Here is a 16,022-nt window from a genome sequence, read left to right on the forward strand (position 1 = left end):
TTAATTATGAGCGAACTGACTAAAGAAGATGAATACGGCATTATCAGCCGGACTATGATGAATATTCGTTCATTGCGTGTGTTTGCCCGTGAGATTGATTTTGAGCAGTTGCTCGAAATGCAGGAAAAGCTCAACGTTGTTATTGAAGAACGTCGTGAAGATGCTGAACGTGAAGCGGCTGAACGAGCAGAGCGTGAACGGAAACGTCAGGAACTGCTTCAGTTAATCGCCGGAGAGGGTTTCTCACCGGAAGAACTGCTTGGTCTGTCCGAAGAAGCACCAAAATCACGTAAAAAAACGTTACCAAAAGCGCCACCCAAGTATCAATTTGAAGAAAATGGTGAAACGAAATACTGGTCTGGTCGTGGACGTGCGCCAAAACCGATTGATGAAGCGTTGAAAGCCGGGCGTTCTCTGGAAGATTTTCGTATCAATAAGAGTTTGAACGGAGTAACAGATGAGCAGTAATATGGCAAGGATATAGTTTTATATCATCATTTTGTTAAGGAAGAAAATCCATGAGTAATACATCCTACAAACAAATTATCCCTGCGACAGACTGGTATTTCCGTCACGATAATGTCTCCGGTGTGGCAGGAAAGTCAACAGTATACCAACTGGCTGCATGGGCGCTTAAAGAAAATGGTGAGGTAGTTGGTCTGGTGACGGTTCGTGATGATAATGGGCGTCCTAAACTGGTTACTCCTCCCCCTGTCCCTGGTGATTATTTGCATAAAGAACAACTCACCGATGATGAAAAAGAGTGGGCGAAGAGACGCTAAACTATATTCATATAAAGCCTCTGTTCTAGAGGCTTTATTAGCATGTTTAGTTGCACTGGAGTTGATAATGGCCTCAATGCACAAATTGAGGTAAATTTATATTGGTTTTACTTTTTCGTTGCTCGTTTCTCGTCTTATTATATTTAAATGATAATTGTAATTGTATAATATTTTATTATTCTTGAATTGTCTGAGCCTGATATTTTTCAATAATAATGTTATTGATTCCTAAATCTGATAGCAGATAAGATGTTACAATTGTTTTTAGGTAGTTTCCAATTTTAACATAATCACCAATCGTCAATATGTTCATTAACTCCTTTTTGCGGTCAACATGTGCTAATTCATTTCTGAGTGTGGCAATATTTTCACCAATAGATTTATTGTTGAATTTCTTAAAAAATAGCTCTATCTCTTGAATAAGAAACAAACTTGCATATTCATTAATGGGTTTCATGTATTTTTCATTTTTTGAGCCACCTATTGTTTTGTTTATTGCTTCTAACTGAGTCGCAAACAATATAATATCAGTATGAGCTTGATGCAGTGTTCGAAAGCCTGTTTCATACTGATATGTTATTATCAATGGCATATATCTTTCTGCTATTTTGAACCATTTGCAGAATATCTTTCCAAGATTAATATGCTTCCTGTTTATTGGAAGGAGTTGATGTTTTATTTCCCTCAGCGCCAGGTCAATAGTTCTTTGTTCAAACCCCGTTGTTAAGAGACATGGTGTCTTCGAACCATTTCCCTTGAACTTTATGTTTATTTCTTCAGGAAGAGTCGGTTTGTTCAGAAGAATTGAAAATAACCCGGAAATATCCCAGCACTTTGATATGTGGTCTTTTATTCCTAAATCATTAGATGATTTTATCCTAAAGTAGAAAATAAGTTCTTTTCTAATTGAGAAAAAAGCATCTGGATATAATTCTTTTGTCTTTTTTAGTTGATGAGTTATGTTATCCAGTGCGGCTTTGTTTTGGCAATTTATTATGTTTAATAGATCATCATCAATTACGCTAAAAGATACATGGTTGACAAGTTGAAGAGTCCAATGGTTTCCTTTTGCGATAAACATTGGATGTTCTAAATGTTTCAATTGAGTGAAAAAACCGTGAGGGTGGATAAATTCTTGCAATCCGTGCAAGGATAAATCACAATATTCTATCTTTGAGTCGGGGGCATAAAAATCATTGAATAGCATTATGGGAAATCCATGCCTTCCAGTATGGATAATCCCTTTACCAAAATGAATATTCCCTTGTGTGAAATCAAATTTCCCAATTAGAGTACATCTTTCTCCAGTATTTAAGACTCCATATAATATTTCACATGTTCTGGGGCTTTCACTGTCAGAAATACAATAATCTAGAATCAGACCATGGTACGGTGAATATTCAATTCGTGCAGAAAATCTTCCTTTGTTATCATCAAGTTGGTGCCAAAATTCACCATGAAAAAAGTATTCTTTTGTTAGTTCGTATTTTTTTGTTGCCATGTACTGCTCCATTTGTTTCTGAGAATCCTTCAGAATAGTAAAAATACTACTCAAAACTCGTCTTCAAGATCTCTGGCTATCTGCTCATTCTCATGATGCTCAACAGCATCACTGATCAAATTCATCATGTTATTAAGAAACTCCTCTACAACTTTAAACGCATCATTGAGCGTAGCTGTATTGAATGTATGTATCTTTTCATCCGTTGTTTTCGTTTTCCCGTTACGATGAACTATGTCATGCCTCAGTTTCATCAATTCATTGATATTTTTGAGTGGAAAACGTGGATATTGCTTAGGTTGCAGGACTGCTTTATATATTTCAACTACCAGTTGGATTCTATGATAAAGAATATCTGAAAGGTACTCCTGTACATATTTGTTTGCATTAGACTCTTTATTTATCAACTCAGATAGAGAGATATTCTTTGCTTTCAGTTCATTTATGTTTCTTATGGCATTTTCTACATATCTGTTATGTGACAATACAACGCTTTTAATCATTTCGCTAAGACAGTTTTCCATTATTGTCACAATGTATGCGATTTTCATTTTTATGAAAACTTCACTTGTAGATTGTTTTCCCTCTTCTTTTATTTGTTCTAAAAGGTTTATTGCTATTTTATAAATTTCTGTATGTGGATGCTGTTTTAACCATTTTTCGTTTTCATATTCTTCCATAGCCATATCAGAAAGAAAGTCCTGATACTCGTCATAGTCCTTTTCAAGTAACTGCCATTCTTCAGAATCCTCCTCAAGATCTGGGCTGGAAAGCCGTTCTCGTATCCATTCCTCACGGCGACTTTCCTCGACTTGCATAACCCAATCTTTTGTAGCTCCCACAATACCCTCCTTATGTTCATTGCTAATATCAATAGTCACTTTATCGGAGACTACGTGAAAAATCTTCTCCGTTCCCCCTGCTTTTTTATCAGATTTCACGCAGCGTACCGCCGCTACTGTATCCATCAAAAAAACTGATAGCTTTTTAATCATCTTTTGTGCTGCAACTTACTGAAAAAAAGGATTAATGGAAACGCCGATAACGGCATTGATCTGTTGGCCAACGCGACCGGCAGCATTGGACTTAACAAAAAAACTGAAAGAAAATCCCCCAAATGAAGGGAAAAAACGGAAGAACAGTCGAACGACAGGCACAAAAAAACCCGACTGGTAATCGGGCTTTTTCGTGTTTTCCAGTCCTGAGTTGGTGGCTCTGACTGGAGGAAGATACTCTACATCCAACATCCACAATATTATGGCACTAGACACCAGTTGTCTAGTTTGACTTCAGATTGTCTGTCAATGGCCATTTCTTTAAATGAATTTTATGCGTGCATCTGTATAATCTTTGTGTTGGCGCTGTACAGTGTGCCTCCCTTGCTTCTAAACCCTGCGCTATCTGGGTATGAACGAATTAAAGTCCTGGCTGAACAAACAGGTGGTGCTGTGTTCAGTGCTCTGGCAGGGGGAAGGTACTCTACATCCAACAATGTGAGAGAGCCGTTGTGACAGGCGATGTATGAGCAAGCAACGGCAACTTCCTCCAGTATCAACCTGGAGAAACGGATGATTAACCTGTTAATCATCGTTCTCAGGGCTGTGGTCGCCGTTGCAAACGCGCTGATTGCAGTTCTGGAACTGATCCGTCAGTTCATCGATTGATGACTGCGGAAACGTAACTAAGGGCAGGAAGTGCACCGCTTCCTGCCCTTTAACAAAGGAGGATTTATGGATTTTATGAGCATTTTGGGGCGCTGTTTACTTCTTCCTTTCCCTGTTGCGATGTTTGTCGGTTGCCTGTTTCCAGGCATCGATGATCGTTTTACTGGAATGTTCATGAGTTTTATTGTCGGTTGTCTATCGTGGTATATCACCAAGCCAAAACCGCAAAAGGCTGAGGTCGCGTAAGCGGCCTTTTATTTTGATATTCATTAGTTACAACATTCAATTTGCTTTTTAAAAATATCCACCTCAGCACCTCCCTAATAAATAACGTCAGCCCGTTTATTGGGGTCAGTTTGGATATCGAAAATTATTGTACGTTAAGCTCATTTTTTATCATTTCTGGTTTTTTTGGAAACGTAATATTCTGGATGTTAAGACGGTCATGCGGGGACATTGAACACAGATAATCATGTCCAGGTACGAACGTCCCATATAGAGTGTGAGCATTGATCGTGCTGTATTTTCGTTTATAGTAGATAGATTCTGTATCATACAGAGCACGTGGTCAGCACTAAAGTACATTACGCTGACTTATTCTGTTCACTGAGGGCTGAGTACCTGCTTTCAAGGATTTATCTGCTGAATCATGCGGGTAATGACTCCAACTTATTGATAGTGTTTTATGTTCAGATAATGCCCGATGACTTTGTCATGCAGCTCCACCGATTTTGAGAACGACAGCGACTTCCGTCCCAGCCGTGCCAGGTGCTGCCTCAGATTCAGGTTATGCCGCTCAATTCGCTGCGTATATCGCTTGCTGATTACGTGCAGCTTTCCCTTCAGGCGGGATTCATACAGCGGCCAGCCATCCGTCATCCATATCACCACGTCAAAGGGTGACAGCAGGCTCATAAGACGCCCCAGCGTCGCCATCGTGCGTTCACCGAATACGTGCGCAACAACCGTCTTCCGGAGCCTGTCATACGCGTAAAACAGCCAGCGCTGGCGCGATTTAGCCCCGACGTATCCCCACTGTTCGTCCATTTCCGCGCAGACGATGACGTCACTGCCCGGCTGTATGCGCGAGGTTACCGACTGCGGCCTGAGTTTTTTAAATGGCGGAAAATCGTGTTGAGGCCAACGCCCATAATGCGGGCGGTTGCCCGGCATCCAACGCCATTCATGGCCATATCAATGATTTTCTGGTGCGTACCGGGTTGAGAAGCGGTGTAAGTGAACTGCAGTTGCCATGTTTTACGGCAGTGAGAGCAGAGATAGCGCTGGTGTCCGGCAGTGCTTTTGCCGTTACGGGGGGTCTGACGCTCAGTGGAACGAAAACTCACGTTAAGGGATTTTGGTCATGAGATTATCAAAAAGGATCTTCACCTAGATCCTTTTAAATTAAAAATGAAGTTTTAAATCAATCTAAAGTATATATGAGTAAACTTGGTCTGACAGTTACCAATGCTTAATCAGTGAGGCACCTATCTCAGCGATCTGTCTATTTCGTTCATCCATAGTTGCCTGACTCCCCGTCGTGTAGATAACTACGATACGGGAGGGCTTACCATCTGGCCCCAGTGCTGCAATGATACCGCGAGACCCACGCTCACCGGCTCCAGATTTATCAGCAATAAACCAGCCAGCCGGAAGGGCCGAGCGCAGAAGTGGTCCTGCAACTTTATCCGCCTCCATCCAGTCTATTAATTGTTGCCGGGAAGCTAGAGTAAGTAGTTCGCCAGTTAATAGTTTGCGCAACGTTGTTGCCATTGCTGCAGGCATCGTGGTGTCACGCTCGTCGTTTGGTATGGCTTCATTCAGCTCCGGTTCCCAACGATCAAGGCGAGTTACATGATCCCCCATGTTGTGCAAAAAAGCGGTTAGCTCCTTCGGTCCTCCGATCGTTGTCAGAAGTAAGTTGGCAGCAGTGTTATCACTCATGGTTATGGCAGCACTGCATAATTCTCTTACTGTCATGCCATCCGTAAGATGCTTTTCTGTGACTGGTGAGTACTCAACCAAGTCATTCTGAGAATAGTGTATGCGGCGACCGAGTTGCTCTTGCCCGGCGTCAACACGGGATAATACCGCACCACATAGCAGAACTTTAAAAGTGCTCATCATTGGAAAACGTTCTTCGGGGCGAAAACTCTCAAGGATCTTACCGCTGTTGAGATCCAGTTCGATGTAACCCACTCGTGCACCCAACTGATCTTCAGCATCTTTTACTTTCACCAGCGTTTCTGGGTGAGCAAAAACAGGAAGGCAAAATGCCGCAAAAAAGGGAATAAGGGCGACACGAAAATGTTGAATACTCATACTCTTCCTTTTTCAATATTATTGAAGCATTTACCAGGGTTATTGTCTCATGAGCGGATACATATTTGAATGTATTTAGAAAAATAAACAAATAGGGGTTCCGCGCACATTTCCCCGAAAAGTGCCACCTGACGTCTAAGAAACCATTATTATCATGACATTAACCTATAAAAATAGGCGTATCACGAGGCCCTTTCGTCTTCAAGAATTTTATAAACCGTGGAGCGGGCAATACTGAGCTGATGAGCAATTTCCGTTGCACCAGTGCCCTTCTGATGAAGCGTCAGCACGACGTTCCTGTCCACGGTACGCCTGCGGCCAAATTTGATTCCTTTCAGCTTTGCTTCCTGTCGGCCCTCATTCGTGCGTTCTAGGATCCTCCGGCGTTCAGCCTGTGCCACAGCCGACAGGATGGTGACCACCATTTGCCCCATATCACCGTCGGTACTGATCCCGTCATCAATGAACCGGACTGCCACGCCCTGAGCGTCAAATTCCTTTATCAGTTGGATCATATCGGCAGTGTCGCGGCCAAGACGGTCGAGCTTCTTAACCAGAATGACATCACCTTCCTCCACCTTCATCCTCAGCAAATCCAGCCCTTCCCGGTCTGTTGAACTGCCGGATGCCTTATCGGTAAATATACGGTTTGCTTTCACACCTGCGTCTTTGAGTGCTCTGACCTGAAGATCAAGAGACTGCTGACTGGTTGAGACCCGAGCGTAACCAAAAAGTCGCATAAAAATGTACCTTAAATCGAATATCGGACAACTCATGTCTATTATTACAAATTTACGATTTAATAGACATATTAATGTAACAGTTTTACGATGTCCGATAATTTATAACATTTCGTACGGTTGGAAAAATGTTACTAAATGCCCGTCAGGCAGGGAGGCCGATATGCCCGTTGACTTTCTGACCACTGAGCAGACTGAAAGCTATGGCAGATTCACCGGTGAACCGGATGAGCTTCAGCTGGCACGATATTTTCACCTTGATGAAGCAGACAAGGAATTTATCGGAAAAAGCAGAGGTGATCACAACCGTCTGGGCATTGCCCTGCAAATTGGATGTGTCCGTTTTCTGGGCACCTTCCTCACCGATATGAATCATATTCCTTCCGGCGTCCGGCATTTTACCGCCAGACAGCTCGGGATTCGTGATATCACCGTTCTTGCAGAATACGGTCAGAGGGAAAATACCCGCCGTGAGCATGCAGCGCTGATACGTCAGCACTATCAGTATCGTGAATTTGCCTGGCCCTGGACATTTCGCCTTACCCGTCTTTTATATACCCGGAGCTGGATAAGCAACGAACGTCCTGGACTGCTTTTCGATCTGGCGACAGGGTGGCTTATGCAACATCGTATTATTCTCCCCGGAGCCACTACGCTGACCCGGTTGATTTCAGAGGTAAGGGAAAAGGCGACGTTGCGCCTGTGGAACAAACTGGCACTGATACCGTCAGCCGAACAGCGTTCACAGCTGGAGATGCTGCTGGGGCCAACTGATTGCAGCCGCCTGTCTTTACTGGAATCACTGAAAAAGGGCCCTGTGACCATCAGTGGTCCGGCGTTTAATGAAGCAATTGAACGCTGGAAAACTCTGAACGATTTTGGCCTGCATGCTGAAAACCTGAGTACACTCCCGGCTGTGCGCCTGAAAAATCTCGCACGTTATGCTGGTATGACTTCGGTGTTCAATATTGCCAGGATGTCACCGCAGAAAAGGATGGCGGTTCTGGTTGCCTTTGTCCTTGCATGGGAAACGCTGGCGCTGGATGATGCATTGGACGTTCTGGACGCCATGCTGGCCGTTATCATCCGTGACGCCAGAAAGATTGGGCAGAAAAAACGGCTCCGCTCGCTGAAGGATCTGGATAAATCTGCATTGGCGCTCGCCAGCGCATGTTCGTACCTGCTGAAAGAAGAAACACCGGACGAATCGATTCGTGCTGAGGTGTTCAGCTACATCCCAAGGCAAAAGCTGGCTGAAATCATCACGCTTGTCCGTGAAATTGCCCGGCCCTCAGACGATAATTTTCATGAAGAAATGGTGGAGCAGTACGGGCGCGTTCGTCGTTTCCTGCCCCATCTGCTGAATACCGTTAAATTTTCATCCGCACCTGCCGGGGTTACCACTCTGAATGCCTGTGACTACCTCAGCCGGGAGTTCAGCTCACGGCGGCAGTTTTTTGACGACGCACCAACGGAAATTATCAGTCGGTCATGGAAACGGCTGGTGATTGGGGGAACCGCAGAATTCGGAAAAAATCGTACGCTAAGCTAACGGTGTTCTCGTGACAGCTCTTTGACTAGGCTTTCTAAGGCCATTCTGATAGCCCTGACTTCCTGAAAAGCCATGGCTAAAATTTGTGCGGCTAAAAGGGATAACCGATGGTAAAGTAAGTTATCCCTGTCGAGATACTGAAAAGCGTTATCCTCGTTTTTCCCAAAACTGTTTTGCCAGTTCGCTCAGAGCGCTAGTTAACTGAGCGACAGATTTCGCACTTTGCAAATTATTCTGCCCGGTCTGTACATTGGTATCAGCAGCATCGCGTATATTGATAATACTGCGGTTTATGTCTTCACTTACTGCTCCCTGCTGCTCGACCGCAGTCGCTATTTGCGCGTTCATGTCGGTAATTTCGTTAACGCGTTGGCCAATTCCATCAAGAGCTGTAGCTGCTTCCTCTGCGTGAGCTACACTCGTGTGCGCTTGCCGACTACTTTGCTCCATGACTGTAACAGCGGATTGCGCTCGCTCTTGTAGAGCGCTGATCATGCTTTGAATATCCGTTGTCGATTGCTGTGTGCGAGCAGCAAGACTGCGAACCTCATCGGCGACAACAGCAAAACCACGCCCCTGCTCACCAGCACGCGCGGCCTCAATTGCTGCGTTGAGTGCCAACAAATTCGTTTGCTCGGCGATCCCTCGTATAACGTCAAGAACTTTTGATATCTCGTTACTTTGACCTTCAAGCTCATGAATAACCTGAGTGGCTTGCCTAATTTCACCTTCAAGGGCAGTGATTGACTGGCTTGTGTGGGCTACCAGACGCTGGCCAGATGCCGTCTCAGTGTCTGCTCTTCCGGCCGCATCTGCAGCATGCTGTGCATTGCTCGCAACCTCTTGAATGCTTGCCACCATTTGGTTTACTGCCGTTGCTATTTGATCTGTCTCTGCCTGCTGCTCAACTGTAAGTACATTGCTTGACTCAATATCCTTTAGTAGGCCTCGGGTGTGTTCGCTAAGCCGATTTGATGCATCACCTATGCGACCTACTATGGCGCCTGTTTCAGCTTGCATCATTCGTAAAGCAAACTCTATTTGGCCAAACTCATCGGTGCGCCCAGTGTAGAGGGATTGACTTAATGGGTTATTGGAAATATTCCTGGCTCTTTCAACCAGTCTTCCAAGAGGAGAGAGAATAGCCAAAACACTAACAGAGCTTAAGCTTCCTGACATTAAAGTGGCTAACAATAAGCTGCTTATTGATGTATCAGTAAGCATGCCGGCAGCCATTGCGCTTGATATAATACTACCCCATATGAGCAAGAGTATTTTCACGGAAAAGCTAGCAGCCAATTTCGGCCTCGCGGCCTTCCCGCTTCTCAATTGAGCATATAATTTTTCCGCAGCCAAAACCTGCTCAGGTTCAGGCTTGGTCCTTACAGACTGGTATTCAACAATCGAACCATTCTTAGCTATTGGCGTTACATAAGCACTTACCCAATAGTGGTCGCCATTTTTACAGCGATTTTTTACTAGCCCCATCCATGAGCGGCCAGATTTTAATGTACTCCACATATGCTCAAATGCAGCAGGCGGCATATCTGGGTGTCTTACGATGTTGTGAGGCTGGCCTAATAGTTCTTCCTCAGTGAAACCACTGATTTTAATGAAGTCAGGATTAACGTACGTGATATGGCTTTGAGGGGAGGTAGTCGAAAGAATATTGGCATCTTTTGGGAGTTCTAAGTTTCGACCCGTCACTGGTAAATTCTGGCGCATAAGAACCTCAAGGGTTGGCTGTTTTATTTTATTGTTTTCGGCATTAAGCCCAATTTCTTGAGCGTTACGATAAAGCTAGCATGGAAACGATAGGTGCAAGCAAGTTAAGGGTTGCATCGCGCATGTCAATCTAGGCTATACCCTAACTTGATGTCAGGCAGGGCCGCGCCGCTTCGTCAGAATAGAGTCTGCTTTCCCATTTTTTGACACATGCCCGCGAAGGTTATAGATTTCAGCCTGACAGAAATGGGCTTTGAGGCACAACGGAACAGAAAGTGCACTTAAGCCGCCTTCAACCAAGGAGACATCGTGCAGGGGCACCGCATCGGCTACGTCCGGGTCAGCAGCTTTGACCAGAACCCGGAACGCCAGCTGGAACAAACCCAGGTGAGCAAGGTGTTCACCGACAAGGCATCGGGCAAGGACACCCAGCGCCCCCAGCTCGAAGCGCTGCTGAGCTTCGTCCGCGAAGGCGATACAGTGGTGGTGCACAGCATGGATCGGCTGGCCCGCAACCTCGATGACCTGCGTCGCTTGGTACAGAAGCTGACTCAGCGCGGCGTGCGCATCGAGTTCCTGAAGGAGGGCCTGGTGTTCACTGGCGAGGACTCGCCGATGGCCAACCTGATGCTGTCGGTGATGGGGGCCTTCGCTGAGTTCGAGCGCGCCCTGATCCGCGAGCGGCAGCGTGAGGGCATCGCCTTGGCCAAGCAGCGTGGCGCGTACCGGGGCCGCAAGAAAGCCCTGTCCGATGAGCAGGCTGCTACCCTGCGGCAGCGAGCGACGGCCGGCGAGCCCAAGGCGCAGCTTGCCCGCGAGTTCAACATCAGCCGGGAAACCCTCTACCAGTACCTCCGCACGGACGACTGACACATGCCGCGTCGCTTGATCCTCTCGGCCACGGAGCGGGACACCCTGCTTGCGCTGCCGGAAAGCCAGGATGACCTGATCCGCTACTACACCTTCAACGACTCCGACCTGTCGCTGATCCGCCAGCGACGCGGCGACGCCAACCGCCTCGGCTTCGCCGTGCAGCTCTGCCTGCTGCGCTACCCCGGTTACGCGCTGGGAACCGACAGCGAGCTGCCCGAGCCGGTCATCCTGTGGGTGGCGAAGCAAGTCCAGGCCGAGCCGGCGAGCTGGGCAAAGTACGGCGAGCGCGACGTGACCCGTCGCGAGCATGCCCAGGAACTGCGCACCTACCTGCAACTGGCCCCGTTCGGCCTGTCCGACTTCCGCGCCCTGGTGCGCGAGCTAACCGAGCTGGCCCAGCAGACCGACAAAGGCTTGCTGCTGGCAGGTCAGGCCCTGGAGAGCCTACGGCAGAAACGACGCATCCTGCCGGCGCTGAGCGTGATTGACCGGGCCTGCTCGGAAGCCATTGCGCGAGCCAATCGGCGGGTCTACCGCGCCCTGGTCGAACCACTCACGGACTCGCATCGGGCCAAGCTGGACGAGCTGTTGAAGCTCAAGGCCGGCAGCAGCATCACCTGGTTGACCTGGCTGCGCCAGGCACCGCTGAAACCCAACTCTCGGCACATGCTGGAACACATCGAGCGGCTGAAGACATTTCAGTTGGTGGACTTGCCCGAAGGCCTGGGCCGGCACATCCACCAGAACCGCCTGCTCAAGCTGGCCCGCGAGGGTGGGCAGATGACGCCCAAAGACCTCGGTAAGTTCGAGCCGCAGCGCCGCTACGCGACCCTGGCCGCCGTGGTGCTGGAGAGCACCGCGACCGTGATCGATGAGCTGGTCGATCTGCATGACCGCATCCTGGTCAAGCTGTTCAGCGGCGCGAAGCACAAGCATCAGCAGCAGTTCCAGAAGCAGGGCAAGGCGATCAACGACAAGGTGCGCCTGTACTCCAGGATCGGCCAGGCGCTGCTGGAAGCGAAGGAAAGCGGCAGCGACCCCTATGCCGCCATCGAGGCGGTGATTCCCTGGGACGAGTTCACCGAGAGCGTCAGCGAGGCCGAGCTGCTGGCCCGGCCGGAAGGCTTCGACCACCTGCACCTGGTCGGCGAGAACTTCGCCACCCTGCGCCGTTACACGCCGGCCTTGCTGGAGGTGCTGGAACTGCGCGCCGCGCCGGCCGCGCAAGGCGTGCTGGCAGCCGTGCAGACCCTGCGTGAGATGAACGCCGACAACCTGCGCAAGGTGCCGGCCGATGCACCCACGGCCTTCATCAAGCCGCGCTGGAAGCCGCTGGTGATCACCCCGGAAGGCCTCGACCGGAAATTCTACGAAATCTGCGCCCTGTCCGAGCTGAAGAACGCCCTGCGCTCCGGCGACATCTGGGTCAAGGGCTCGCGGCAGTTCCGCGACTTCGACGACTACCTGCTGCCGGCCGAGAAGTTCGCCGCACTCAAGCGCGAGCAGGCCCTGCCCCTGGCGATCAACCCGAACAGCGACCAGTACCTGGAAGAGCGTTTGCAGCTGCTGGACGAGCAGTTGGCCACCGTCACCCGCCTGGCCAAGGACAACGAGCTGCCCGATGCCATCCTCACCGAGTCAGGGCTGAAAATCACCCCGCTGGATGCGGCGGTGCCGGATCGGGCGCAGGCGCTGATCGACCAAACCAGCCAGTTACTGCCGCGCATCAAGATCACCGAACTGCTGATGGACGTGGACGACTGGACGGGCTTCAGCCGCCACTTCACCCACTTGAAGGACGGGGCCGAGGCCAAAGACAGGACGTTGCTGCTGTCCGCAATCCTCGGTGATGCGATCAACCTCGGGCTGACCAAGATGGCCGAGTCGAGCCCCGGCCTGACCTACGCCAAGCTGTCCTGGCTGCAAGCCTGGCACATCCGCGACGAAACCTATTCGGCGGCCTTGGCCGAGCTGGTCAACCACCAGTATCGCCACGCCTTTGCCGCCCACTGGGGCGACGGCACGACCTCATCCTCCGATGGCCAGCGCTTCCGCGCGGGTGGCCGGGGCGAGAGCACCGGGCACGTCAACCCGAAGTACGGTAGCGAGCCGGGACGGCTGTTCTATACCCATATCTCCGACCAGTACGCGCCGTTCAGCACCCGCGTGGTGAATGTCGGCGTCCGCGATTCCACCTATGTGCTCGACGGCCTGCTGTACCACGAGTCCGACCTGCGGATCGAGGAGCACTACACCGACACGGCCGGCTTCACCGATCACGTCTTTGCCCTGATGCACCTGCTAGGCTTCCGCTTCGCGCCGCGCATCCGCGACCTCGGCGAAACCAAGCTGTACGTGCCGCAGGGCGTGCAAGCCTACCCGACGTTGCGCCCGCTGATCGGCGGCACCCTGAACATCAAGCACGTGCGTGCCCACTGGGACGACATCCTGCGCCTGGCCAGCTCGATCAAGCAGGGCACCGTCACCGCCTCGCTGATGCTGCGCAAGCTCGGCAGCTACCCGCGCCAGAACGGACTGGCCGTGGCCCTGCGCGAGCTGGGCCGGATCGAGCGCACGCTGTTCATCCTGGACTGGCTGCAAAGTGTTGAACTGCGCCGCCGCGTGCATGCCGGCCTGAACAAAGGTGAGGCGCGCAACTCGCTGGCCAGGGCGGTGTTCTTCAACCGCCTTGGGGAAATCAGGGATCGGAGCTTCGAGCAGCAGCGCTACCGGGCCAGCGGCCTCAACCTGGTGACGGCGGCTATCGTGCTGTGGAACACGGTGTACCTGGAACGCGCCACCCAGGGGTTGGTCGAGGCCGGCAAGCCGGTGGACGGCGAGCTGCTGCAATTCCTGTCGCCGCTGGGCTGGGAGCACATCAACCTAACCGGCGATTACGTCTGGCGGCAGAGCCGCAGACTGGAAGACGGGAAGTTTCGGCCCTTACGGATGCCCGGAAAACCTTAGCGTACGATTTTTTCCGAATTCTGCGGGCTCCCCTGATTAACAAGGAAAAACATATCACCCGCAGGGGATACACGCTCTGCTTTCTCAGTAAACTGCAGGATAGTCTGAGGCGGAGGGATGTCTACGTTACCGGCAGTAACCGGTGGGGAGATCCTCGTGCAAGATTACTACAGGGTGCTGACTGGCAGGCAAACCGGATTAAGGTTTATCGTTCTTTGGGGCACCCGACAGACCCGCAGGAAGCAATAAAATCTCTGGGTCATCAGCTTGATAGTCGTTACAGACAGGTTGCTGCACGTCTTTGCGAAAATGAGGCTGTCGAACTCGATGTTTCTGGCCCGAAGCCCCGGTTGACAATTTCTCCCCTCGCCAGTCTTGATGAGCCGGACAGTCTGAAACGACTGAGCAAAATGATCAGTGATCTACTCCCTCCGGTGGATTTAACGGAGTTGCTGCTCGAAATTAACGCCCATACCGGATTTGCTGATGAGTTTTTCCATGCTAGTGAAGCCAGTGCCAGAGTTGATGATCTGCCCGTCAGCATCAGCGCCGTGCTGATGGCTGAAGCCTGCAATATCGGTCTGGAACCACTGATCAGATCAAATGTTCCTGCACTGACCCGACACCGGCTGAACTGGACAAAAGCGAACTATCTGCGGGCTGAAACTATCACCAGCGCTAATGCCAGACTGGTTGATTTTCAGGCAACGCTGCCACTGGCACAGATATGGGGTGGAGGAGAAGTGGCATCTGCAGATGGAATGCGCTTTGTTACGCCAGTCAGAACAATCAATGCCGGACCGAACCGCAAATACTTTGGTAATAACAGAGGGATCACCTGGTACAACTTTGTGTCCGATCAGTATTCCGGCTTTCATGGCATCGTTATACCGGGGACGCTGAGGGACTCTATCTTTGTGCTGGAAGGTCTTCTGGAACAGGAGACCGGGCTGAATCCAACCGAAATTATGACCGATACAGCAGGTGCCAGCGAACTTGTCTTTGGCCTTTTCTGGCTGCTGGGATACCAGTTTTCTCCACGCCTGGCTGATGCCGGTGCTTCGGTTTTCTGGCGAATGGACCATGATGCCGACTATGGCGTGCTGAATGATATTGCCAGAGGGCAATCAGATCCCCGAAAAATAGTCCTTCAGTGGGACGAAATGATCCGGACCGCTGGCTCCCTGAAGCTGGGCAAAGTACAGGTTTCAGTGCTGGTCCGTTCATTGCTGAAAAGTGAACGTCCTTCCGGACTGACTCAGGCAATCATTGAAGTGGGGCGCATCAACAAAACGCTGTATCTGCTTAATTATATTGATGATGAAGATTACCGCCGGCGCATTCTGACCCAGCTTAATCGGGGAGAAAGTCGCCATGCCGTTGCCAGAGCCATCTGTCACGGTCAAAAAGGTGAGATAAGAAAACGATATACCGACGGTCAGGAAGATCAACTGGGCACACTGGGGCTGGTCACTAACGCCGTCGTGTTATGGAACACTATTTATATGCAGGCAGCCCTGGATCATCTCCGGGCGCAGGGTGAAACACTGAATGATGAAGATATCGCACGCCTCTCCCCGCTTTGCCACGGACATATCAATATGCTCGGCCATTATTCCTTCACGCTGGCAGAACTGGTGACCAAAGGACATCTGAGACCATTAAAAGAGGCGTCAGAGGCAGAAAACGTTGCTTAACGTGAGTTTTCGTTCCACTGAGCGTCAGACCCCTTACGCACCACCCCGTCAGTAGCTGAACAGGAGGGACAGCTGATAGAAACAGAAGCCACTGGAGCACCTCAAAAACACCATCATACACTAAATCAGTAAGTTGGCAGCATCACCTAAAAGAGCATGGCTCTTAATTGACACTTTGAATAAGGGAATTGGTCAGCCA

Annotated in this window: 13 protein-coding genes and 3 pseudogenes; 8 read left to right on the top strand and 8 right to left on the bottom strand. The window is 49.8% G+C overall.

Annotation, left to right across the window (positions count from 1 at the left end; all coding sequences use genetic code 11):
* The first annotated feature begins 6 nt into the window (after positions 1 to 6).
* Both ACQ29O_RS23885 and ACQ29O_RS23890 read left to right on the top strand, forming a co-directional pair.
* Complete coding sequence (locus ACQ29O_RS23885) at positions 7 to 468, top strand: H-NS family nucleoid-associated regulatory protein (protein ID WP_001293131.1); 462 nt, start codon at positions 7 to 9, stop codon at positions 466 to 468.
* A 50-nt stretch (positions 469 to 518) separates the two neighbouring features.
* Positions 519 to 782, top strand: a complete 264-nt coding sequence (locus ACQ29O_RS23890; protein WP_000072657.1) for a hypothetical protein — start codon at positions 519 to 521, stop codon at positions 780 to 782.
* A 175-nt stretch (positions 783 to 957) separates the two neighbouring features.
* On the opposite strand, the gene ACQ29O_RS23895 is transcribed toward ACQ29O_RS23890, so the two are convergent.
* The 3 genes from ACQ29O_RS23895 to ACQ29O_RS23905 all read right to left on the bottom strand — a co-directional run bounded on the left by ACQ29O_RS23895 (position 958) and on the right by ACQ29O_RS23905 (position 3,530).
* Entirely contained in the window at positions 958 to 2,283 is a 1,326-nt protein-coding gene (locus ACQ29O_RS23895) for a HEPN domain-containing protein (protein WP_000201790.1), read from the bottom strand.
* 50 nt (positions 2,284 to 2,333) lie between these two features.
* Positions 2,334 to 3,125, bottom strand: coding sequence for a HEPN domain-containing protein (locus tag ACQ29O_RS23900; protein ID WP_000501395.1), 792 nt, complete (start codon positions 3,123 to 3,125; stop codon positions 2,334 to 2,336).
* 168 nt (positions 3,126 to 3,293) lie between these two features.
* Positions 3,294 to 3,530 carry a hypothetical protein gene (locus ACQ29O_RS23905; protein WP_000887751.1) on the bottom strand — a complete coding sequence of 79 codons (237 nt, stop codon included), beginning with the start codon at positions 3,528 to 3,530 and terminating at the stop codon, positions 3,294 to 3,296.
* A gap of 321 nt (positions 3,531 to 3,851) precedes the next feature.
* On the opposite strand from ACQ29O_RS23905, the gene dqlB reads away from it, so the two are divergent.
* Both dqlB and ACQ29O_RS23915 read left to right on the top strand, forming a co-directional pair.
* On the top strand, positions 3,852 to 3,947 hold the full coding sequence (dqlB, locus tag ACQ29O_RS23910) for a DinQ-like type I toxin DqlB (RefSeq protein WP_000609149.1): 96 nt from the start codon (positions 3,852 to 3,854) through the stop codon (positions 3,945 to 3,947).
* A 66-nt stretch (positions 3,948 to 4,013) separates the two neighbouring features.
* Positions 4,014 to 4,193: a hypothetical protein gene (locus tag ACQ29O_RS23915; RefSeq protein ID WP_000347021.1), complete on the top strand. Its 180-nt coding sequence runs from the start codon at positions 4,014 to 4,016 to the stop codon at positions 4,191 to 4,193.
* Positions 4,194 to 4,616: 423 nt separating this feature from the next.
* Here the strand turns inward: ACQ29O_RS23915 and ACQ29O_RS23920 are convergent.
* The 3 genes from ACQ29O_RS23920 to ACQ29O_RS23930 all read right to left on the bottom strand — a co-directional run bounded on the left by ACQ29O_RS23920 (position 4,617) and on the right by ACQ29O_RS23930 (position 7,009).
* A protein-coding gene (locus ACQ29O_RS23920) for an IS1 family transposase (protein ID WP_253336279.1) occupies positions 4,617 to 5,293 on the bottom strand; the annotation gives its coding sequence in 2 pieces (ribosomal slippage) (positions 4,617 to 5,065 and positions 5,065 to 5,293; 678 coding nt in all).
* A 115-nt stretch (positions 5,294 to 5,408) separates the two neighbouring features.
* Positions 5,409 to 6,269, bottom strand: coding sequence for a broad-spectrum class A beta-lactamase TEM-1 (locus ACQ29O_RS23925; protein WP_000027057.1), 861 nt, complete (start codon positions 6,267 to 6,269; stop codon positions 5,409 to 5,411).
* A gap of 182 nt (positions 6,270 to 6,451) precedes the next feature.
* Entirely contained in the window at positions 6,452 to 7,009 is a 558-nt protein-coding gene (locus ACQ29O_RS23930) for a recombinase family protein (protein ID WP_001235713.1), read from the bottom strand.
* A 163-nt stretch (positions 7,010 to 7,172) separates the two neighbouring features.
* Here ACQ29O_RS23930 and ACQ29O_RS23935 point away from each other — a divergent pair.
* Positions 7,173 to 8,519 (top strand): annotated as a pseudogene (locus tag ACQ29O_RS23935) (Tn3-like element Tn3 family transposase); the annotation flags it as partial.
* Positions 8,520 to 8,708: 189 nt separating this feature from the next.
* Here the strand turns inward: ACQ29O_RS23935 and ACQ29O_RS23940 are convergent.
* Positions 8,709 to 10,286 carry a methyl-accepting chemotaxis protein gene (locus ACQ29O_RS23940; RefSeq protein ID WP_001323889.1) on the bottom strand — a complete coding sequence of 526 codons (1,578 nt, stop codon included), beginning with the start codon at positions 10,284 to 10,286 and terminating at the stop codon, positions 8,709 to 8,711.
* 309 nt (positions 10,287 to 10,595) lie between these two features.
* Here ACQ29O_RS23940 and ACQ29O_RS23945 point away from each other — a divergent pair, with 309 nt between their 5' ends.
* The 3 genes and pseudogenes from ACQ29O_RS23945 to ACQ29O_RS23955 all read left to right on the top strand — a co-directional run.
* The gene (locus ACQ29O_RS23945; protein WP_001161490.1) at positions 10,596 to 11,156 is read left to right on the top strand and encodes a recombinase family protein; all 561 of its coding nucleotides are present in this window, start codon (positions 10,596 to 10,598) and stop codon (positions 11,154 to 11,156) included.
* A 3-nt stretch (positions 11,157 to 11,159) separates the two neighbouring features.
* The gene (locus ACQ29O_RS23950) at positions 11,160 to 14,126 is read left to right on the top strand and encodes a Tn3-like element TnAs1 family transposase (protein WP_001138014.1); all 2,967 of its coding nucleotides are present in this window, start codon (positions 11,160 to 11,162) and stop codon (positions 14,124 to 14,126) included.
* Between the two features lie 44 nt (positions 14,127 to 14,170).
* Positions 14,171 to 15,790: pseudogene (locus tag ACQ29O_RS23955) on the top strand (Tn3-like element Tn3 family transposase); the annotation flags it as partial.
* Between the two features lie 62 nt (positions 15,791 to 15,852).
* On the opposite strand, the pseudogene ACQ29O_RS23960 reads toward ACQ29O_RS23955, so the two are convergent.
* Positions 15,853 to 15,915, bottom strand: a pseudogene (locus tag ACQ29O_RS23960) (IS1 family transposase); the annotation flags it as partial.
* Between the last annotated feature and the right edge of the window lie 107 nt (positions 15,916 to 16,022).

This window comes from Salmonella sp. GDC200615 (assembly GCF_050574145.1).
Classification (GTDB): domain Bacteria; phylum Pseudomonadota; class Gammaproteobacteria; order Enterobacterales; family Enterobacteriaceae; genus Salmonella; species Salmonella enterica.